Source organism: Nocardia sp. NPDC005366, assembly GCF_040606855.1.
In the GTDB taxonomy this organism is placed as follows: domain Bacteria; phylum Actinomycetota; class Actinomycetes; order Mycobacteriales; family Mycobacteriaceae; genus Nocardia.
This window is the reverse complement of record NZ_JBEXFQ010000036.1, coordinates 1-21,831: the sequence shown is the minus strand read 5'-3', so window position 1 is coordinate 21,831 and position 21,831 is coordinate 1. Positions and strand designations below refer to the sequence as shown.

At 63.0% G+C, this 21,831-nt stretch carries 13 protein-coding genes and 2 pseudogenes; 7 read left to right on the top strand and 8 right to left on the bottom strand.

All coding sequences use genetic code 11. From position 1 onward, the window contains the following. Positions 1–812: 812 nt before the first annotated feature. Together ABZS43_RS30605 and ABZS43_RS30600 are read right to left on the bottom strand one after the other, a co-directional pair. Positions 813–1,250 carry a pentapeptide repeat-containing protein gene (locus ABZS43_RS30605; RefSeq protein WP_355039459.1) on the bottom strand — a complete coding sequence of 146 codons (438 nt, stop codon included), beginning with the start codon at positions 1,248–1,250 and terminating at the stop codon, positions 813–815. Positions 1,251–1,266: 16 nt separating this feature from the next. Further along, the gene (locus tag ABZS43_RS30600) at positions 1,267–1,791 is read right to left on the bottom strand and encodes a hypothetical protein (protein WP_355039458.1); all 525 of its coding nucleotides are present in this window, start codon (positions 1,789–1,791) and stop codon (positions 1,267–1,269) included. A gap of 486 nt (positions 1,792–2,277) precedes the next feature. On the opposite strand from ABZS43_RS30600, the pseudogene ABZS43_RS30595 reads away from it, so the two are divergent. The 3 genes and pseudogenes from ABZS43_RS30595 to ABZS43_RS30585 all read left to right on the top strand — a co-directional run. After that, positions 2,278–2,622, top strand: a pseudogene (locus tag ABZS43_RS30595) (transposase); the annotation flags it as partial. 463 nt (positions 2,623–3,085) lie between these two features. Further along, on the top strand, positions 3,086–3,397 hold the full coding sequence (locus ABZS43_RS30590) for a tyrosine-type recombinase/integrase (protein WP_355039457.1): 312 nt from the start codon (positions 3,086–3,088) through the stop codon (positions 3,395–3,397). A 383-nt stretch (positions 3,398–3,780) separates the two neighbouring features. Next, on the top strand, positions 3,781–4,713 hold the full coding sequence (locus ABZS43_RS30585; RefSeq protein WP_355039456.1) for a hypothetical protein: 933 nt from the start codon (positions 3,781–3,783) through the stop codon (positions 4,711–4,713). 325 nt (positions 4,714–5,038) lie between these two features. On the opposite strand, the gene ABZS43_RS30580 is transcribed toward ABZS43_RS30585, so the two are convergent. The 6 genes from ABZS43_RS30580 to ABZS43_RS30555 all read right to left on the bottom strand — a co-directional run bounded on the left by ABZS43_RS30580 (position 5,039) and on the right by ABZS43_RS30555 (position 15,678). Further along, positions 5,039–5,680 (bottom strand): hypothetical protein, encoded by a 642-nt coding sequence (locus ABZS43_RS30580; protein WP_355039455.1) that lies wholly within the window; start codon positions 5,678–5,680, stop codon positions 5,039–5,041. Beyond that, positions 5,677–6,018 carry a PadR family transcriptional regulator gene (locus ABZS43_RS30575; protein ID WP_355039454.1) on the bottom strand — a complete coding sequence of 114 codons (342 nt, stop codon included), beginning with the start codon at positions 6,016–6,018 and terminating at the stop codon, positions 5,677–5,679. The genes ABZS43_RS30580 and ABZS43_RS30575 overlap by 4 nt, the downstream gene beginning before the upstream one ends. Positions 6,019–6,261: 243 nt before the next feature. Then, complete coding sequence (locus tag ABZS43_RS30570) at positions 6,262–11,286, bottom strand: SAV_2336 N-terminal domain-related protein (protein ID WP_355039453.1); 5,025 nt, start codon at positions 11,284–11,286, stop codon at positions 6,262–6,264. Then, positions 11,283–12,359, bottom strand: a complete 1,077-nt coding sequence (locus tag ABZS43_RS30565; protein ID WP_355039452.1) for a MoxR family ATPase — start codon at positions 12,357–12,359, stop codon at positions 11,283–11,285. Before ABZS43_RS30565 ends, ABZS43_RS30570 begins: the two co-directional genes overlap by 4 nt. After that, a complete protein-coding gene (locus tag ABZS43_RS30560) occupies positions 12,356–14,347 on the bottom strand; it encodes a hypothetical protein (RefSeq protein WP_355039451.1) in 1,992 nt (663 codons plus the stop codon). The genes ABZS43_RS30565 and ABZS43_RS30560 overlap by 4 nt, the downstream gene beginning before the upstream one ends. Beyond that, positions 14,344–15,678, bottom strand: coding sequence for a hypothetical protein (locus tag ABZS43_RS30555; protein ID WP_355039450.1), 1,335 nt, complete (start codon positions 15,676–15,678; stop codon positions 14,344–14,346). Before ABZS43_RS30555 ends, ABZS43_RS30560 begins: the two co-directional genes overlap by 4 nt. A gap of 1,095 nt (positions 15,679–16,773) precedes the next feature. On the opposite strand from ABZS43_RS30555, the gene ABZS43_RS30550 reads away from it, so the two are divergent. The 4 genes and pseudogenes from ABZS43_RS30550 to ABZS43_RS30535 all read left to right on the top strand — a co-directional run. Continuing rightward, complete coding sequence (locus ABZS43_RS30550; RefSeq protein ID WP_355039449.1) at positions 16,774–17,406, top strand: hypothetical protein; 633 nt, start codon at positions 16,774–16,776, stop codon at positions 17,404–17,406. A 699-nt stretch (positions 17,407–18,105) separates the two neighbouring features. Beyond that, the gene (locus tag ABZS43_RS30545) at positions 18,106–19,392 is read left to right on the top strand and encodes a hypothetical protein (RefSeq protein WP_355039448.1); all 1,287 of its coding nucleotides are present in this window, start codon (positions 18,106–18,108) and stop codon (positions 19,390–19,392) included. Between the two features lie 143 nt (positions 19,393–19,535). Beyond that, positions 19,536–20,561 (top strand): hypothetical protein, encoded by a 1,026-nt coding sequence (locus ABZS43_RS30540; RefSeq protein ID WP_355039447.1) that lies wholly within the window; start codon positions 19,536–19,538, stop codon positions 20,559–20,561. Positions 20,562–20,699: 138 nt separating this feature from the next. Then, positions 20,700–21,831 (top strand): annotated as a pseudogene (locus ABZS43_RS30535) (hypothetical protein); the annotation flags it as partial.

The following is a 21,831-nucleotide window of genomic DNA, read 5'->3' as shown; positions in this document are numbered from 1 at the left end:
TTGTTCGACGACAACGTGATCGACTACACCGCGTGATTGCGCGAGCAGTTCCCGGCTCTCGTGGCAAACCCTCCACCAGACTGGGTGCCGACGAAGTGGTCGGAAGTTCCGGAATTCCCGCACAAGCGCAGCAACGAGGTCCTCCTACAGCACGGTCCGCGGCATCGAATCGGTGCTCGAATCAGTTGGCGCAGAACTTCATAGAGCAGTCCCATAGTGGTGCCATGTCCTGCGTAGCGCCGACTGTGTCGCCACGGTCGGCGTATTCCGGGGATGAACGCTGGTGCGCGGGGACGACCGAATCCTGATTGTGGCCGAACGAGACCCGAGCCTGCGGATTTCGGTGATTTGCCATGCCGCTGCGGTGGTTTCGCTGTACGCCGGGATCGTGACCCGCAATCGCACACCCGGATATCGCGCCCCTATCGGGTGATCATCGAGTAGTGCGGTGGAATCAGCGGCCCGCGCCACGTTGCGCCGGGAGACCGCTCGCGTGAAGATAAGCGCACGCATACGCCGGCCCGAACCGTCCCGGCTCGGTCACCGAAATCCGCTGCCAAGGCACTACAGCTGGGTAATCCGCTTCTGACCACCGAAGAACCGCAGGTCATCACCATCACCATGTTCGACGTGCCCTGCCGAGGGCCGGTGCAGCAATGGATCACCGAAAACCACATCACCACAACTGATTCGACCTGCGCAGACAGCGCGACCTTTCAACTGCGTCGGTTCGTGACAACGTTCGGAATTGCGAAACGAACCCTCGCATCTGCCCGGCGCCGGCACAGTGAATCATTCTCCGCGATGCCACATCAGTCAACATCGGCCTTCTGGTGCACCTCGACATCCGGCGCACCATTCGCAGCGAACCACCCCTGTAGCTCTGGCCCGTCCATCAAGTGTGGCGAATCGACACCGACATCGATCGGCCCGATGACCAGGCCAGCTGCCCCACGAACATCGCAATCCGCTAAACGCGCATCCGAGAATCTCGTTGTCTGGAAGCTGCAGTCGCGGAGGCTGGCCTGCCTCAGATCCGATCCGGAGAACGGTACTCGCTGCAACCGGGCGCCGCTGAGGTCTGCGCCCAGAAAGTCTGAATCGCTGATATCTGCTTTTTGCAGGTCAGCGCCGCACAACTTCGCGTGCCGAGCGCGACAATACTGGCCTTGAACCTTTCGGAGATCGGCACCACTCAGATCCGCCCCAGACAGTTGCGCCAGGCGGAGCCACGCGATGTCCAATTTCACCTGGCCTCGGTCGTCGTCATTCACAGAATCGTCGCGCGAGTTCAGGCAGATGACGCGACGCGGTGGCCATGTCTTCGGCATACGCCTTGAATTCCGCGCACCCGTCTGCGATCGACCGGCCGAGTGCCGATTCCACGAATCCGCGGTTACCGCCGATCAGGATGAACTCATCGACGGAGAACAGAACGGCGACCGCGAGATCGGGGGAGGCCACGACGACATCGAGGGGTGCGTGGTCCCATCGCCAGTCGTTCACGTCGGCCAGCGGCGTGAGCACCGCCTGATCCGAGTGCGCCGAGCCGAGGTCGGATGTTGTCGAGCAGTACACCTCGGGATATCCGTGCGCCGCGAACGCGGACAGGATCCGGGCTCCGGACGGATCAGTGATCAGGTCGGAGACCTCCTCGGCGGGCACCACGAATCGCCCCGGTACCGATGACCAGGTGTCGCTGAACTGCTGTTCGGACTCCAGCAGGTCGCTTCGAATACGGTCGGATTCCGTCGCGCTCAATTTCCGCACAGCTGTTATGTCTCCGCTCATGGGTTGTATCTGTACTTGCTCGCTTCGGTCCCCTTCTCCTGGATGGAAATAGTCGTTCTCCCATCCGACGAGCTACGCAGCGAGATATCGCTGCCATCGGGAAGACGTCCGACTTTGGTGCCGTTGGGGTACGTCGTGACTTCCCGCCCCTGCGTGAGGTGCTCGAAGTCCTTCTGCGCCTGTTCGGCTCCGCCGTCCTTGGATTTTATGATCGACTTCTTGTCCTTTTCCAGTGTGGAGCCCTCGTCGAGGTATTTTTCGCCGTCGGCGCGCGAGGACGCAGCGGGCTTGGGCGCGGGCTTGTCCTTGGGAGTGTTGGGCTTGTCCTTTTTCTTGAGGTCCCTGATTCGTTGAAGCTCTGTCTTGACACGCTTCAGGTCCTTGGAGGCCTTGACGCCCTCGGAGAGCTTCTTGGCGATCTGAGGTGCCGGAACTTTCTCGGACAGTGACCCAAAGTAGAATTTGGGTAACTGAACGGAGTTCCGGGAAACAGCGGCACGTGAGGTGGTCGAGAAGTCTCGAACGGTCGCCGATGTCGCACGCGATTGCGGGGTAACTGATCAGACGATCCGGAACTGGGTGAAAAAATTTCAGCGCACTCATTCGACGGGCACGGGCTTGTCGTTGCCGGAACGTGCCCGGTTGAAGGAAAGCCAACGTCAGCGGGACATTCTGATTCCGCTGCTCCTGCTCTCGGCGGCCGGAGCCGCGCTACGCGCGTTCGGGAACTTCACCGACACAACCACACTCGGGATGGCACCGCTGTTCGCGGGGCTCGCCGCTGGGCTACTTCTCCAGTGCCATCTGCTCCGCCGAGCCGCTCGCGCATGAGGGTGTTCGCGGCGCACAGCCTCGGAACGCCGCAGCGCCCTGCTGGGCGGTGTATTTAGTCCGATTCGGGTGAAAGAGTTTGTCCGCTTTCCGCCGATGGTGGTGTCGCCGAGCAGATTGGCCGCCGCGGCGTTTGTGCTGTCGCGGACGGGGCACCGCGGCTTGCACGTTACGGCGAGTGATGTCGGGTTCGATCACCGCAACCCTCGGGCTCGTGGGTCAGGGGTGTGCGAGGTTGCGCTCTGGTCATGCTGGGTGATCGCTTTGTTGGGCATGAGCTTTGCCGCGTTGACAGTCTCAACGATCCCAACGGTGTTAATCTCCTTCGATCTCTGCCCTGAACTGGTTTGTCAGACTGTCCGGATCGTCGAGGACTGTATCTAGATTGCCACGAAGTTCTGTGCGGAGATCGGGTAGCTCCGGCGCTTGGTACGCGGGGCAGTCCATGAATTCTGTGACTTCTTTGACGGTCGCTGTCCACCATTTCAACGTGCCTTTGGCTTGTTTCTGCTCTTGGCGGTCGGAGAGCGCATCCTTCCAGACGCGCCGCACCCAGATCACCGAGGCGCGCAACCGCGTCGGCCTGACCGACCTGCCGATGAACCCGCACACCTACCGCAAGACAGTCGGCACCGAGATGGGCCGCAAGGACATCGAGAAGGCCGCGGCACAGCTGGGCCACGCCAGCAGCACCACGACCCGGCGCCACTACGTCGAGCCCGCCCACGAAGGCCCCGACACTCGCGAGTACCTGGAGGACTTCGCCGAGGTCTGATGAATTTAGAGAGTAAATTGAGACCTGGGCCTGATTCAGGCCCAGGTCTGACCTCGGACCAGCGGACTTGCCCCGCATAGTGCCTGGCCTGCTAGGCTGACGGTCGCGCTCACGCGCATGCCGATGTAGTTCAATGGTAGAACTTCTGCTTCTGCCCCAACATGATTCGGCTCTCTGCGGGCATATCCGATTAGCTACTCCTGCCAGCAAGTATGCTTGAGAGCTATCAGAGATTGAATGACTCTGAATCGCATCTGATTCAGGTAGATTCGCCTGAAAATATAGAGTAAATAAGGACCTCCGGGTCTGCGGCGCTGCGCGCCCAGGTGGGCACCGAGAGGCACACCTCTTGACTGCGACACTAGAGACAGGTGGGTTGCCAAATGACCTTCACGTTGGAGTGGCAATGCGATCTCGAGAGGGGTTTCAAGTCCGACCGATCCGTGATCGGACTTGCCCTCAAGAGCGAGATCATGGGGCGGCCGGTCCAAGTGCTGTTTCCCGCCACTCCCGAAGGCGAGCGGACAGGAGCGTTGCGGCCTCCGCAGGATAAGCGCGGCAGGACATACGACGAGCCCGGCCTGTGGGGCGTCTTCGAGAGTGACATCGGCACCCAACCCGCAACTGCCGTCGTCCGCCGTGTGCTGCTCCAAGGCCAAGCGGAAAGCGAAGCCGAGACCGCCATCGAGGAAATTCTCGCCGCAACTGCGGAATGGGCGGAACGCTTCCTGACTTGGATTGAGATCTATACCGGCCAGTGCGTATCCGACATCGGCCATCGCCCGCCAAACATCATTCACAACCGGTGGATGCCTTTCAACATCAGCGATGAGCCTCCGACACACCTCCATGCTTTCAGCCCGATGAAGCTGGTGTGTGCGAACACTAGCGGCCCTGCATCGAAGGAACTGGTGGGTGCCGCTCTGGATGAGGCGGCCTCACAGCACGATCCAGAGCTAGCATGGATTCTGATCCGGGATGCCCGCTCGTTGCGCTTCGTCAACCAACATCGCCGGTCGGTTGTAGACGCTGGCGCGGCAGCCGAAATCGCGATCAAGAACATCTTGATGAAGGCGATCCCTGCCGCCCCGCCCGATATCACACTCGGTTCAGCCGCGGGCAGACTTGAAAAAGCCGGTTATCAGCTTCCGCTGGACTTCTGGACCGCCCTCCATCAGGTACGGAACGACGTTGTGCACATGAACCCGGCTGCTTCTACGGTCGGTGCACCGGAAAGCAATCAGGCGATCGAGATCGCGACTGCTCTCGTGGAAACTGCGTGGCCGCTTCGGCAGCCCCACCTGAAACTCTGGTGAATTGCGAATTAGGATTTGAGCCTGTGAACTCTGGGGTATCGCATACCACGATGCAGCCACCTTCGCCTAGCTTCGGATCTATACCGCTACCAGGGATGATGCCTCTCGTCGTGATGCGTGGGTATTCGTCTGCATTCGGGTGCTTTCGGGACAAAGAGGAGATTTAAGGCCCCCTAGATATGTTGTCTCCGTTGCCCTTCCGTCCAGAGAGTAGCAAACCACACATGTCGGGATGCAGCGGTGGCGAGGTCGCCGGGTGTTTGGGTAGGCGGTGGTGCAGGGATGAGACGAGCGGCGGCGCAGGACCGTTGCTCAGACGACGCAGCTAGGGAGAGCTTCGGTCATTGTGTTTCGCCCAGAGGGTGAGTGCAGTTTCCCGCCCCGAACCGGTCTGGGCGAGAGGAATCTTCACGAAAATATGATGCTCCTCTCCGTTGGCGTCGGTCAGCACGAGATCAGGTCGCTCGGGGAGATCCACTCCTACGGAGAGCTCGGCTGACTGGAGGATGCGTGCACGAGACGATTTTTCTATGGATTCTCCGAATGCGTCACCTTCACGGGGTGTGGCACCAGCGATCCGTTTGATAACCCGAACGATCGCTGTCGACGACCTCAAGTAGACCTTCAGGCGTGTTGAGAGAGCAGGTGTCGCTCGGACGATACGTGCGGTGCGCGCTGCACCCCAAAGCAGCAGTGGCATGGAGAAGCGTAGGGGCCAGACCAGTCGGGTGATCGGCCGGTCCTTGTGGCGCTCAAGGATGTCGTCCATCTCCGGAAGCCATTCATCGTCGTGGAGGCTCTCTCTGAGGTCGGCGGGCAGGCGCCGCCGGGCAAGACGAAGGATCGTGTAACCCGCGTGGTCTATCCGGCCTTCGACCTCTTTGCTCAGCAACGAGACCAGCACCTTGCCCATGACCAGAGCTGTCAGCGAGCCGCTGACCAGCAGTGTCGCACCAAGGACGCTCACCAAGCTCCTCCCGTCGCGGGCTTCGAGCCGAAATCCCACACCGGCGGCTTGAACCGCTCACTGAGGAGGTCGAGTTCGCACACCGCGGCACGCGCACCCGCGGCGGTGAGTGTGTAGTACTTGCGGGGTCGCCGTCCCTCCTTCGAGGGGTCGATCTCCTCGAACCGGCCGACGATCCATTCCGCCTTTTCCAGGCGGGCCAGGATCGGGTACAGCGAGCCACTGGAGAGTCCGCACCGCTGCATCAGGTCGAAACCGTACTGATGTTCGGTCGGAGCTTCCAGGAACTCGCGAAGCACGCTGGCGACCGAAGTCGTCATCCGTATCTTGTCGGGCATGACGGAAGTCTACATAGGGGGAGTGGCGGATATCTATATAGGGTGGTGGCTGTCGCAGTCCCCTCGACGACCCTGAGCGATGATTGCCGCCGCGCGCATTCGCGAGAACCCGTCGGGTCAACTCGCGTACGACAGCCTCCTGTCTGGGCCACCGAGCCTTAAGTTCGGTCAACCAGCCGTGGGATCGATTGAACCTGAACAAATCACGACGGACTCAGTTCCGAGGTCTTGTCATGGGGGCGCTTACTGCGACACTGCCCGCGACAACACGACAATGTCATTTCCGATCCCGAGAACAAGTTTGTCTTGAAAGACGCCAATCGCTGGCGTCGGCGACACAGGACATTCGATCATTGCCATCAGCGATTGCGTCGCAAGGTCCCAGATCCGCACTGTCGTTTCTAGGCCAGTTACGACTGCGACGGCTCGACCTTCGATGCTGGTACAAGCCACCGCAGACACCGGGTCGGCTCGGCCGGGGAGGACGGCGAATTGGGTGCCCGTCGTCAGGTCCCACACCCGCACCGTCGCGTCCTCGCTGCCAGTAACCGCGACAGGGCGACCATCAACATTGGTGCACGCCAACGCAAACACCCGGTTGGTCGACCCGACGAAGTTGGTGAGTTGGGTGCCCGTCGTCAGGTCCCACACCCGCACCGTCGCGTCCTCGCTACCAGTGGCCGCGACAGGGCGACCGTCGATACTGGTGCACGCCACCCCAGACACCGCATCGGTGTGGCCGGTCAGGACGGCGAGTTGGGCTCCGGACGTCAGGTCCCACACCCGCGCCGTCCCATCCCGACTGCCTGTGACGGCCACGGGGCTACCGTCAATGCTGGTACACGCCACCGCAGACACCCGGTTAGCGTGGCCGTTTAGGGTGGCTCTATGGGTGCCGGTCGTCAGGTCCCACACCCGCGCCGTCCCATCCCAACTGCCTGTGACGGCCACGGGGCTACCGTCAATGCTGGTACACGCCACCGCAGACACCCGGTTAGCGCGGTTGGTGAGGGTGGCTCTATGGGTGCCGGTGGTCAGGTCCCACACGCGTAATGTCTCGTCGTAAGCGGCTGTGACCGCGACTGGGCGGGCATCACCGCGAGTGCACGCCACCGCAGAGACCCGGTGGCTGTGGCCAACTAGGGCGGCACGGTGAGCGGGGTGGGCTTGGCCGCCGGTGGCCCACCTGACCTGCCATTCCAGTCCATGATTGAGATCACGCAGTTGGTCGGTGGCTGCAAAGCGTGCGGCGTCGATGGCCAGGATCTGGCGGCGCTGTGTAGGTGGCAGGGCCTGGTGCTGGCGGGCGGAGTGACGGTAGATCGCTTGGGTCATTCGCGCGGTGTCGGAACGTGCCTGATTTAGCGTGTCGAGCAGTGAGGTGGGTTCGGCGTTGACGAGGTAGTCCATGTCGGCGACCAGTTCGTCTACGAGTCCGGCGTGGATGGCGTGAGCGGCCAAGTGGTGCAGAGTATATGGGTGGGAGCGGGACCAGTCGCGACCGCCGTTGGCCTTCACCGGGACACGCTCGGAAAGTACCCGACAAATAGTCGTGTGAACGTCTTGATCATCAAGATCCCTGGTGAGGAATGCAGCGAGGGCGGGGTGATATAGGCGGTAGGCGGAGCGGCCGTTCTCGGTGGCCTCGACGACGTATGAGCCCGCAGTCCGGCGCAGCCACATAATGTCGTCGTCGCTGCACGCCTCACCTGCGATGCGCGCCGCTAGTGGTGCCCACAGGTCTTCCCAGGGCAGGCCCTGGCCTTGGGCGAAAGCCAACGGACGCAGAAGATCACAGGCACGATCGGCGTCGTTACCAAGACGGGAGCGCAGGTCAAGGTGCATGGCGTCGCCGGGGATTTTCGGCAGCCTCGCGCGCCATGCGGGGTCGTTCGGGTCGGGGATGGTGGTCTCGGTGGCGACGGTCGCGGCGACTATGCGGGCGACCAGGAACGACGGGTCAGCCTTCTCGGCGATGGCCTTAGCGATATCGCGGATCAGGTCCGGTGGGGCCTTGGTGTAGATGTCGCCTTCGAGTAGGCCGCGTGCGGCGTAGGCGGCCAACGCGGCAGGGTCGGCGTAGCGGGTGGCGTCGAGATCGATCGAACGGGCGCGGTCGGTGCCGAGCAGGGGCAGCAGGTACGGGCGGGTTCCGATGAGCAGGCGCAGGTGTCGGTTGGCGTGGTCGAGTAAGGGGCGCAGCAGTTTCCGGCACAGCTGTTCGGGGTCGTCTGCCTCGTCGAGGCCGTCGATCAACACCGTGAGCGTGCGGTCACGGGTCGCGAGGGCTGCGGCGAGTCCACCGGTAGTGGTGGCGGTCAGCTTCGCGGCGGCGGCGATTCCGCCGCGCACCTGGTCGACGGTGAGGTTCTGGGCGTAGATCGCGACATCGACCGCACCGCGCGCGGGGATCGCGGCGGACGGCAAGCCGAGCGCGTCGAGGGGGACGATGCGGCGGTACTCGGGGTGGGTGAGCGTCCTGATCAGCCCGAGGACAGCGGTCTTTCCCGAACCGGGGTCACCTGTCACCGCGAGCAGCGGCCGGGTGGTGTCAGGGTGGGTGAGCCAGGTGGTGATATCGCTGAGCGCGGTGCGCCTGCCGCAGAACCACCAGCCCCTGTCGCCCTGATTTCCCATGGCGCGCACCAACAGTCGTTTACGGAATTCGGTGTCGCGGCGTTCGGAGTGGACCGCCCACTCGTCGGCCCGTTGAATCGCCAGATCCACCTCGATCAGGCGCGGATCCCATCGTGGGTTCGGCAGGAACGGCGGTGTCGCTCCGCTCACCCGCACGCGGGTCTGTTCGATGTCCTGGCCATAGATGCGGTCGGAGTTCTCGCTGATCGCGGTGATCACGGCGTCCAAGGCCAGGGTCTCGGGGCCGTAGCCCGCTGTCGCGAGGGAATCGACGGCGTCGACCAGCTGGCGCGGAAACTCTCCGGCCTGCGCCCACTGCGTCGGCTGCGCGGAACTGATCACAATGATGCCGGTGCCGGTGTCCGCACCCCAATGCCTCGTATAACGCCGCAGCGCCTCCTCGGCGAAATCGACAGCACCCTGACCGGAGAAGCAGGTATCGAGAATGAGCAACAACCGTCGCACCTTGGTGCCGAGTAGCATCTGCCGGGCCAGCTCGGCTGTCGGGACTGCCGCCGCGATATCGGTCGGATCGATGTCGGAGGCTATCAGCATGTGATCGCCCCTGTCGCCGACGCGTTCGGCGTGGCCGGTGAAATACACGGTGATCAGATCGTCGGGACGACGGTCGGGAGATATACAAAATTTGCGTAGTTCTCGAAGTAGTTGGGTGGAGGTCGGGTTCGCGCCGATCGTATCCACGAGGGTGTAGCCGAAGCGGCCGGTGAACAACTCGATCATCGCGGCGCGCGCCCGCTCGAGGCCAGGGCGGTCCCAGTGTGGTGCCTCGGTGTGAGACTCGACTGCCACGGCGATAAGAAACCGCCGCGGGTCATTCGTGTCAGATTCTAGTGGTTGCGGCGGTCGTGCATCCGGTCTCTTCAATTCGTTGGCTCGCTGCGCCGCCAGATCCGGCTCTTGGATGTCGGACACGGCCTTTGAGGCTTCACTGTGTAGAGGTAGCTGCGGCCGTGGGTTGACCGACGTGTGGCGCTGTTCGGGTCGGTCGACTGTTCTGCCGATGGTTTCCGCGAGTTCTTGGTAGGGGCCGCCGAGGCCGCTCAGGACCGCGACGACTACCTGGGCGAAGGGATGCCGGTCAGGTGAGGGCGCGTGTTGGCGCGTCTCTGGCACGAGAGTGCGAAAGTCGAGGTCGCCTCCGAACGGTTCGGCTTCGGTGGTGGTGTGGTGGGCCAGTAGGTCCAGGACGCGGAAGGCGTCGGCGCGTGGCAGGTTCGCGAGTAGCTCTTCGCGGACGGTGGGTTCGTCTGGTGATCCTGTGGCGAAGTCGTAGATGATCTGATCGGGTTCATCGTGCGCCATACCGGGGACTGTGATCAGCAGGCCAGACAGGAATACTTCGGCGAGGTCCGCTGGGGTGGAGTCCGGGACCAGTTCTTGCTGGACCAGTCGCATCACGGGGACCGTGAGCGGAGCGGCGGATAGGAACGCCGCGAGCGTGTATGCCGTGGGTGAGGCGGTGAGGCGGAACCGTTTGACGAGTTCTACAGCTGACGTGGGTTTTGGTCCAGCTGCGGGGTGGCGTGTGTCAAGTGCCTGTGGTCTGGGCAGGGGTACGGCCAGCATCGATTGCCCTGCCGTCCGGTCCCCGGCGACCGCGGCTGCCCATTGGTTGACCCGTATCGGATCGAGGCCGACCATCGGGATCAGGTGCTGTCCGTTGTCATTCGCTCGCAGGCGTGGGTGTTTGGCTCGTCCGTGGAGCAGTCCACTGTGTTGTGGTGAGGCGTGCATCGAGACGGGTACGGCTAACAAGCCGGTGCGATGCCAAAGCCGTTCCGGCAGGACGTTCAGCACCATGAGTGGGCTGACGTTCGCCCACCCGAGCATCGTGTTCCCCATTGCCGTGCTCTGCCAGAGCCTTCCGACGCCATCGGTGACGATCAGGATGAGTCGGCGGCCGGTCGGGTCTGTGAGTTCGGAGCTGCTCCGGTCGCCGACGGCGCGGCCTGGGGCTGAGCCGATTTGTAGGCGGGTTCGGTCGGCGTCTCCGTCGATACTCCATATGCGCACATCGCGGAATGCCCGGTGTGAGCGCAGCATCCGGGTCAGCTCTTTGAGAGTAGGTCGCCATAGTGCCATCGAGGTGCTGGTATCGATGACGATGGCGAGGTCGAGCCAGTGTTCGGTGACCGAGGTGGAGATCGGGACGAGTGTTCTGGTTTCGCCGTAGGCGTGGACGGTAGCGGCTTCGTCGAGAATGCCCGGGCCGGGTGCCGGTATTTCGCGGTGCAGAGGGTGCATTGCCCGGCTGAGTTCGGCCGATTCGGACAGCGCGTATGAAGCCGATGGTCGGGGGCGCGCCGTGCCACGCGACGGTCCGTCGTGTGCCTTCACGATCTGTATGCCCGGTTGCTGGGTTGGGGCCGCGGAATCGTTGGACTCATGCTCGGTTTGGGGTGCCTCCGGTGCCGTGGGCTCTGGCTCAGCGACGGGTTCGGAGGACTGCGCCGGATCGTCGACCTGCCGTGTCTCGGACGCGGTGACCAGATCTGGGTACAGGCGGTCGAGCAGCCAGATCGCCTCGGCCAAGGTTTGCGGTGTCAGCGTGCCCTGGGCGTACGCCGATGCCAGCAGCTCCTCCACCGGCGCACGGTGGGATCCGGTCATCCCAGGCCACGGTCGTTGAGTGGCCGCAGCAGCGCTTCGAGGACGTCGGCCCAGCCGGTATCGCCGCTGTGGTCGGTGTGGGTTTCCATTCTGATCGCGTTGAGTAGCTGGTCGATGGCGAGTTGAGCTTCTGGTCGCTGTCGGCGAATCTCGTCGACCCGGTCGATGAGGGCCTGTGCGGTTGGTGACACCGTCTCGAGGTGGGCTCCGACGATCCGCTTGAGCTTCGCGGAATCCGGTGGGTCGAGTTCGAGTCGTATGCAGCGCCGCAGGAACGCCGGAGGGAAGTCGCGGTCACCGTTGCTGGTCATTACCACGATCGGGAATTCGTTGCAGGTGACCTTGCCGCCGAGGATCGGAACGCGTTCGGTGTCGTCGTCGGTGAACACGTACTCGGGTGTGCTCGAGTTGGGGAGGCGGAGCAGCTCCGGGACGCGGTAGCTGCCTTCCTCGAAGGCGTTGAGCAGGTCGTTGGGCAGATCGACGTCGCCCTTGTCGATCTCGTCGATGAGCAGGACCCGGGGTTTGGCTGTCGGGAGTAGTGCGGTGCCGAGCGGGCCGAGCCGGATGTAGGTGCCGATGTCCACCGGCATCCCTTTCGCCCCGGTCTCGTCGGCTTGAAGGATGTTGACCGCCTGCAATCGCCCGATCGCATCGTATTGGTAGAGGCCGTCTTCGAGGGTGGAGCGGCTGGTGATCGACCAGTGCAGCACTCGCCCGAGGCCGAGTTCGTAGGCGATGCTGTGGGCCAGCATCGATTTGCCGGTTCCGGGGCGACCCGATACCAGGAGTGGCCGACGCAGGTGGATCGCGGTGTTTACCAGCCGCACTTCCTTGGCCTCGGCCCGGTACGCGGCCGCCAACCGGGTGAGCCGCGCCGAACGCCCACTGGTCTCAATGGCACTGGAAGCGGTGGTTTCAGGCACGGCACCGTCGAAGGTCCGCCATGGCGGGCTCTCGGGTCGGACCCACGGGTGGGGTTGTCCGTCGCCGCGATACAGCCACCATGCTGGTCGTGGCGATTCTTCGGTGTCCGGTGTGGTCTCGGTGTCGTCGTTGTCGGTGGCTGTCATGCGATCGGATCCCCCGATGCGATTGGCGAGGCGAGTGGCGTGGTCAGTTCCGGTATCCGGTAGGGGTCGTCCCACAGGAGAATCATGTCTCTGCTGTAGTGGTCTGTGTCCGTAGTGTTCGCCTCACGCCGTTCCCGATAGACGCGTTCCGGCAGGCGAGCCAGTCCGCGCTCGCTGCCCAGTTCTTCGACAATGGTTTTGAGCGGCGTGGAGTCGCAGCCGGTTCCGCACCACACCGCCACCGGCATGCCGGCTGCGACAGCGACCTTGAGGCCATCCACTGAAGACCCGCCATGTCGGTACGGGTAGGACAACATGACGCACACGGCGTCCCCGGCGAGAAGGAACCGGTCGGCGAGGGTGTCCGCGTCGTGCTGTTCGACCACGACGTGCGCGGTACCGGCGGAGTCGTAGTACTGCGGAAGCGCCGAGCCGAGGTGCAGGAACAGGATCTGAGATCCCTCGGCGTCGAGCCGGTCCCAACGGTCCTGCCAGTCACGCCGCAGTATGCCGTCGGAACGCAGCCGATCCAGCGAGCGAACCACCACCTTGCCGCGTAGTCCGAGCCGACCGCCCGAGGCCGGCCGCCAGTGGTGGACGGCCTCGTTCAACAGGGACCAGGGTAGGAGGAACTCGAAGGTGAGCGTGTCGCCTCGTACTGTCGGTAGGAAGTTCGCGACTCGGGACACCATCGCCTCACACCGTTCACGTACCTCGGCCGCCGGGCAGGGACGTGGATCGTCCAAACGTATTGTGAGAGAGGCCCCGTCGCGTTCGAGCGCGGCGTTCAACGTGAAATTGTCGTTTTTCCCCGCCACCGGCTCGACCTTCACGGTGACGAAGGTGGCCGCGTCCGAGGAGTCGCGCATGGCGTCGGAGCGGGCCTGGCTGACCGCCGCGACGTCGACGCCCAATTCCTGGCCGGTGTCGTCCACCCACGACCGCAGTAACCTGGGATCGGGTAATCGGGCAGCAAGGTACTCGACGAACGACAGAACCGGCGGAATCCTCCGAGGTCCGCGTGGCAGCTGGTCGAGGCGGTCGATGATCGTTTCCACATCGATCGCGTCATCCACCGATATCGGCGATACAGTCCGCAGCGACCGCCACAGTGTGTCCACGATCGCGGATGGAGCGACCGTCGTCGTCTCGGCGAGCACCGCGGACAGCTCGGCGCGGGAGTAGGCCGGAAGTGTGGTGGACGCGGGTGGCGGCGCAATCGTGACCGGGTGACGGCTGCCGTCGGTATCTCCGTAGACCACTTCGATCGGCTGAGGTAGGTCCAGGCCATTCGTCGCCAAGCACTCGATGTGGCTCTTCACCGCTTTGAGCAGATCTCGTAGTTCGGGCGGCCATGTCGTTCCGGCTGCCTCGGCAAGGCAGTCCAGTAATGCCGCGGAGAAGACCCCACCACCCAGCCGATGGAGGTACACCGCCTTCGTGCCGTACGGCGACGCGTAGAGGATCTGCTGGTTCGCCCCGAACACAGGCGGATTGCCGCCTGGTACCGGAATGCCGTCGGGTGGGCGCGGAGCTTTCGCGTGGGGAAACCGCTGGCACGCGTCGATCGTGACGATCTGCCGCCCCAACCGGCGGGCGCTTGCGGATCGCAGCAGGGCGAGTAGACGATCGAGATTGATGTTGCGGAGATCGTTCTCGGTGGCATCCTCGAGAATCAGTCGCCGTTGGCCGGCCTCGTCGACCATGCCGTGCCCACCCCAATGTAGCCAGAACACGTCGCCTTCGACGGCGAGAACATCGCGGTGTAGCTGGTCCTGCACGTTGGCGACATTCGCGAGAAGATTGCGAAAGCCGTCGTTGTCGTCCAACAACGGCGACGTCAGCAGGAGGATGTTGTCGGCTGGTACTCCCCGGCCACGTAGCCACTTGGCGAAGGCGAGGGCCTGTGCCGCCATGCCGGCGCGGGGGTTACCGAAACCGTAGTCGTCCAGGCCGACCACCACGGCGTTGGTTCGTTCCGGCGTCACTGCGGTAACCGCTCCCGCAATTTCGTGTAGAACTCGTCGAACGCGAAGTACGCGCTATGTGCCCGTGGAAATGGTGCGCCGCTACGGATCTCCAGATCTTCGGCAGCCTCTCCGAAGACCGGCTCGGCGAGGTAGGCGAGCAGGTCCCGAGGATCGTAGACGTTTACCCAAGGCGGCATCACGATGTCACCGACACTGCCACCGGGCGCGCTCGGCAGAGCACCGAGACTGCATAGGTACGACCCCTGCGAGCCGACAGTGACCAGCAAATCCACCTGCGCCATCCCGAGCCGCACCGTGTCCAGACTCGCGATCCCGCCGAGGCTGTGCGCGACCAGCACGATCGGCCCGGTGATCGATCTGACCGTCTCGGCGATGAACCGACGGACCGGGTCGCCGTGCGCCAGGTACCGCAGCACATCGCCGCCGAACGGCGTCACACGATCCATGATCATGCCGCGCCGACGTTCGATCGTCCTAGCCCCACCCATCCGTAACGCCAGGCCGGCACTGACCTTCAGAAGTGTCTGACCGACACCGAGATCAGCACCATGGAGGCCGTCGAGGACCACCGCACAGATAGCGTCTCGTCCGATGGCATCGATCGGGAACGACCCGGCTACACCGGCATCCGCGCCGACCAACGCAGCGGCCGTAACCGCGCGGGACAGAGCCTCCCGCAACTCACCCTCACTGTCACCACCGGCAAGCAACTCGATCGCGTCCCTGGCAGCCGAAGAACCGAAAACCTCCCGAACCGCCCCGGTGAACACATCGGAGGGCATGCCCTGCTGCTCAACCAACCCGGCGAGATCCGCCAGATCGTTCGACCACTTCAGGTAGTTGTTGAGCCGATCCTCGGCGGTGACCTCCGCACCGGGCAGTGCGAACTCGACGTCCTCCGTGTGAGCCACTGTCAGGAGCCGTAACTCGTACAGCGGATCGGCCTCGAGAAGCACCCAGCGTTCGTCACGCCACTCATCCACCGGCATTTCACTGCCACGGGTGATGTCGTAGTCCGGGACAGTCGCGGCGGCAGCGTCGAGGGGAACACCCAAGACATCTCCCCAGAAACAGGGAACGATAGTCACTCCGGGCCAGTGTTGTGCCGCTTTCTCCCGTACGAGGTCGAAGGAGTTAGCGTAGCTCTTTTCGCGCACACCGGTACCGTGTACGAAGATCACCGTGGTCAATGCGCAAGCCCACCTTGCCAACTCGAAGAAGACCAACCTGGATACGCTGCAGCAGACGCCACGTCCACGATCGACACCATGCTCAACTTGCCCAAGCCAAATAGTGACATCGTCAACCTCCCCTGTGGTCGCGCACATCCATCTGCGTTGTGGTGATCGTCTTGATCGTGATGGATGTTTCGCCTCAGCGATGCCGACGCCAGTTTGGGTGCATGCGAGCGAAATTCTAGCTCGGGGAGGCGAATGACGGCGAACATGAACGAAAACGGTCGACCGGGGCAACCACTCTGGTTCGGACACAACGCCCGGTGGAGTCGCGGCGGTTGAGCGGAGATGCCGCGCCCAATTGACTGATCATCGTCGCCTTGGCAGGCTTTCGAGCGGAGTATCGAGTGCGCCGTTGGGTATTCGGGGCTGCTGCACGGACGAATGTAACCTGACATCCGAGGGCAGCGGCGAGGAACAGTAGTGGGCGGGCACGGTTGGCGGGACTGGCAGATGCAGCCGTTGGTAGTGATCGGAGTGCGGCTTGCCGGGCGGTCTCGCCGCTGAGATGAGGCGGTGGACGGTGCTTGCACCGCCAGCCGGGCAGTGGCGACGAGTGCCCGTCGTCGGACGGGTTCGAACAGCGCTTTCACTGCCATCACCAGGTGCTCGATCTCATCGATAAACAGGTGGTGAGTTCGTGGCCCTCGGGCGCCCACGCGAATGCGGCATGTGCGTTGAGGCGTTACACGGTCTCGAGTTGGTCGTCGTCGGGCCCAGGATCGAGACACCAAGCAGTGAACGTGGCGTCGATGGTGATGAGCCGGTCGAGTCCTTCGATCCTGAGCGCTACTCGGTTGCTGGGCTGCGTAAAGTTCGGCGTAAGAGATTTCGACGTACATGCGGAGCCGGTTGGTTTGGCCGGCACGGTAGTCGGATGCCCGGAAGAGGTCAATATGCGTTTGGGGTGGCGTGCTGTGCGGTGAAATTGGTGTTCGCATCGCGAGTTGGCGTTGAACCTCGTACGTTTCGTAGATGGTGCGGTTCACAAGTGATCCGATGCAGACCGGTCAGCGAATCGCTGAGCTCGACGACTACATGACCCGGTCGGTGTTCGGCGAGGAGGGGTTCGTGTGCCGATCCGCCGATCGGTGCCGGTCCGCGACGGAGGCGAAGGGCGCGGATTTCTACGAGGGTCAGCTCTCGCACGTCGGTCTGCACTACGACCTGTTCGAGGACGGCAAACCGATGCGCGTGCTCGCGTTGGGCATGGAGATCGGGCGCCCGGACAGGCATATCTCGTTAAAAGCGCGGCGATTGCAGCAGGACGAGGCGATCGAGAAATCGTTTCGCGAGCGGCATGCCCACATGCTCGGCACTACGACGGCGCTGCGTGTAGCGTTCGGCTGCGGCCGGGGTGACGACCAGCGGGGAGAGCGGTTGCCGTTGACGAACCACCCGGTCCCGCAACATGTGATGCAGTGCTACGCGCTGGTGAACAAACGGTTGTGCTCGGCGGTGAAGCCGGCCGAGGCCGCGAGTGGTCGCAGATTCAGCGCCGCGGGTGTGCCTGCGATGGATCGGGCGTGCCTTCCGCACCTCGCTGCGACCATCAGGATTCTCGAGCCGAACCTGGTGATATTGCAGAGCAAGCCGCTGCGGAAGCTGATTGCCCGACACCTCATGCACATCGAGCGGATCGACCCGGCAAACGAGCGACTCGAGTTCGCAGAGTTCGCTGGAGTGGGCACCGTGATCGCCAGCTTCAGCCACCCCGCCGCACACGCCCCGGACAACTGGGGCAGCTCGTACCGGAACCGGTATGCGATCGACGTCGTCGAACCGACGTTGGCGGCAGCTCGCAAGTTCCTCCTCGCCTGAGTCTAGGACAATGGATCTCCTGGATCGGCCGGTGTCGCGGGGCTATTCCAGCAACGCCCACACCTGGGATTTCGCAGCCGAGAACGGCTGCGAGGAGGCGGTAGTGGGTGGGTGCCCAGCTTGTGTGGCATGACTGGCAGACTGTCCGCAGTTTCCGCGTGCTCTACAAATTTTGCCCGATAACCGGACCTGTGATCTCTGGGTTATGACAGACCGCGATGCGGGCGGCTTCGGGGAGCTTCGGATCTATACCTCTGCCAGCCTCGTTGGCCCTCACGGTGATGCGTTGGGATGCTTCGGTATTCGGGTGTATTCGGGCTATACCGTCGAATAAGGGTCGAGCAGAGGATTGTGTTATTCCCTCGCTGTCACCGGCTCGGCAAACTCACCGGCCGCCCTCCTGCCGTGGCGGAGGGGTGAATGAGCCGGTGGGCAGCCGAGGGGCCGCGACGGCGGTCCGTGGCGGTGAGAGGCCGGGGCGCGGGCGGTGCGGTAGGTCCCCGTTGGTTGGGTCATTGTCTGGTCTGCGTGGTGGGGGATGTCGCCGTTTCGGTGAGGCGGCGACCGGTGAGTGGGATATTGGACGGTACGGGAAGCTGGCGAGAGGTTCAGCCGGGCACTGGCGAAATGTCTCTCGGGCACGGTGCATCGGGCGGTCGACAGGGCCTCGATGGAAGTTCACGTTGTGAGGAAAAATGCGTGGTCGCCCCTTCAATTGGGGCACTACCATCAGCTTTCATGCTTGATCAGCATGAAAGCATCCGTCGTCGGTTACTCACCGAGCTGAGCCAACTTCCCGCACAGGGCAATGTCATGGACTGGCAAGGTAGCCTCGCCGCGGCAATCATCGCCGCCGAAGCGGCGGGGGTCGACGACGATCGCGAGGAACGCAAGTATCACCGGCACCTGCTGCGCGTTCTCGGAGACGGTCTGGTCCACAATCTGATTCCGCCCCATACGATTCGTGCTCTCGAGCCGCAAGTCCGTCGGCCACCGTCCCTCTCGGCCCAGCATGAGGACTTCGAGTTCGTCATGGAGACGGCGGCTACGGTCTACTCGTATGGCTTGGTTCCGATCGTCGCCGACCTGACCACCTTGCTCGGAACTGGTGACCTCGTGTGTACCGATGGTCGGCAGATCGTTGTGTTCGAGTGCAAGAACCGGTTGGCTCCAACGCTGGTCAGCGGATCGGGGCGGGTTGCGCGGCAACGCGAACGCGGCGAGCGGATCGAGAGATACCTGTCGACCAGCAGTCTCCGCGATGAGAACGGCGTGTTGCGGGTTGCTCTGAACATGGGCGGAGAGCATCCACAGCCGAATTGGCCAGAGGTTGAGGCGTTGCTGCGCAGGTGTCAATCGGCTCCATCGGGCGTCGGGCTGCTTACATTCGCCCGCGGTGACTACCTGCTGGCGACCAGGCCGACTGACGCCTCGGTCGCCGAACAGTTGGACCCGGTGATGCCCTCTGCCGAGTCGATGACTCTGCCCGCCGCCGCGCACTACGCCAGCCTTATCGACGCTGCGACTCACGATTCCCCCGCGCCCTGCAACTATCCGATTTCCGCCGACTTGAGGGTCGAGTTGTTGGAGCGGCGGATACTGCTGACGCGGGTCGCGGATATGAGCCTGCTGGACGCGCAGTTCGAGCATGAGGGGGTCGAGATACACCTGGTCACCGAGCGACGACGGGAAGGGTTCACGGTCGGCTACGGCGCCGAAGGTCAAGGCGATAGTGAGTTCTTGCCGTCGCTCGTGGAATACGGTCTATGGAACCCGATCGCGCTGTCGGAGATGCGTGAGTTCCTGATCGCCAGTGCGAGGTTGATGGCGGGTTACCACCGCGGTGGTATCGATCCGACCGTAGCGGCGCTCGCATCGGGTGATCGGTTCAGCTATGCGACGGTTTACACCGACGGCTCGATGACTTCGATCAACAACCTGCGCGACCTCGGGGTGCGGATGGACGTGCCGCACGATAATTCCTGAAACTGCTCTTTTGAGGCGTCTGAAGGGTGATTACATCTCGTGTGCAGGGTGTTCCCGTGATGAGCTCAGTCAGGTACGACCGGAAGACCAAGGTCTGGTATTTCAGCAGTCGCCGTAGGTTCGATGACGGACTCGACTCCATCGTGATCAAGCGCAGCGACCTCACGGCCACGAGGGCTACCGATCTTGCTCGGGCTCTCAGGGTAGCCCGGCGAGATAGGACCGTCGATCAGATCATCATCGATTCCGCGCCGGATGAGGAGTACTCACCCGAGGAAGCGTTCGTGGACCCGGTCCAGTTCATCCTGCTCGATGACGGTCGGCTCGCACTTCGGATCGAAGTGACCAGCAACACCTACTACGACCTCGATGAAGGGCATTTATTCGCCGCACGAGTGAGGCCCCTCATCGAGCCACTACTACAACGAGTCAAGGCCAACCTACAGACCATTCAGGCCGATGAGCGCCGGTCGACGGCACCGTATACCCACGAAGTTGTGATCACCGCACCCACGCGGAACAAGACCCTGCAAGAACTGTACGACCTCGCTGACGGAGTCCGCCGACTGATCGAGGCGGCCGACAGCGGAACCCTGACCCGGGAAACCGTTGTCGATTTGATCCTCGGCGGCCGAGCCGATCTCCTTATCGGCCTACCCGAAGGCGCGTGGCTGGACGTCAAAGCCCAGCACTACGACATGAGCGGTGACCGGGGAAGAATCTCGCTGGCCGAGGCGGTCAGCCGGTTCTGCAATGCCGAAGAGGGCGGTGTGGTCGTTGTCGGCATGGACACCAAACGTGTCCCTGGCGGGGAGATCATCCGGTCGATCAAACCCGTACCTGTCGACACCGCAACCATCCGCCGCTACCGCCAAGCGATCGAGAACCGCATCTTCCCATTCCCAGCGGGCCTGAGCATCCGATCGGTGGACACCAGCGCTCACCACGGGCTCGTCGTGATCTCCGTTCCCCCTCAAGAAGAAGAGCTGAAACCGTTCCTGGTTCACGGCGCAATCGTCAACGGCAAGATCGAAGGCGCCTACATCAGTATCGTCCGACGCAGTGGGGAGGATTCCATTCCGATCACCGCACAGCAGATCCACAGCACGCTCGCCGCGGGGCGAGCGCTTCTACGGCGAGGCCAACTGCCTCGCAACGCCATTGAATAGTCGGCTCCCTCAACCGACAGCACGGCCCGGTACGAGCTACCAGGTGCCCGCCTTGCATACCTGAACCGAGGAACGATGCCGGTGGAGGTCGACTGCACGCTGAGAGCTGATACGGCGAGCGCACTTTAGAGTTGTTCCATGTCTCACAGCTACTCGGAGAAGTCGATCAAGCTGTTGTTCGGCGGAGCCCGCAAGTGCGCTTTCCCTGGCTGCAATGCTGGATTGATTCTCGAGGATCGCGGCTTGTTGACAGTGGTGGTGGAGATCGCTCACATCCGGTCGGAGAAGCCCAACGGACCCAGATACGACCCGACCTACCCTCGCCAGCTGATCGACCTGCCCGCAAATCTGCTGCTGCTTTGCGGAACACACCACAAGCCGGTCGATGAGCACCCCGAGCGCTATCCGGTGGCAGAGCTGGAGCGATGGAAGGCCCACCAGGTGTCCGACGGCATGGTTCGTGACCTGACTGACCAGCAGGTGGCGCGGATCTTTCAGCACTACAGACTGAATGCACTCGGCTACGAGGGGTTCCTGAAGGCATGTCAGGCCCTTGCGGTTCACGTGCTCGGTCCCGGCACTGAAGTGAAACGAAATCTGGGTCCCGGTCAGTACGACGCGGCATTCGACGGACGTGCAATTGGGTTCCCGAACCAGGAGACCCCATGGGAGGGCTACATCGTCTTGGAGGCCATATACCATAGCCGTCCCGACGAGTCGACACGTGCGCTAATTTACTTACGCCAGCGAATCAAAACCCACTTTGAGAAGTGGTTTGGCGGTGATGCAAAGACTCGCAAGTGCCCGGAGTACGTCATTTTTGCCACGAATATCTCGCTGGCAACGACCTCCGATCGGCGTACGCGGGCGGTGGGCGAAGTGCATCACCTGCTTGACATGCTCGTCGATCAGTTCGGTGTGAGGGAAGCCATCATCTGGGATGAGGCGCAAATCGTCGACCTCATCGAGCTGTACCCGGATGTTCGGGACGCAGTCAGCGCCCTTACGACCTCCAACGAGCAGCTCGACGGTGTGCTGGACCGGAGCACCGCAGCGGTGCCCTCGGTACAGAGTCTGCCCTCCGCATTCCGTCCTGGGCAGCCCGGTAACGAAGCACAGTTTCAAGCCTGCTACGACCTGGCCGGCGGAGCCTCCCGCTTGGGTCGCGCAGTGGGCGCGGAAGCTGTCAATCCGGATGAGACATCAGGCTGCGTAGGGGGTTTGTGGCGGGTGGTCGGTTCGGAGGGTGGCTGGCGGTTCGTTGATCCAG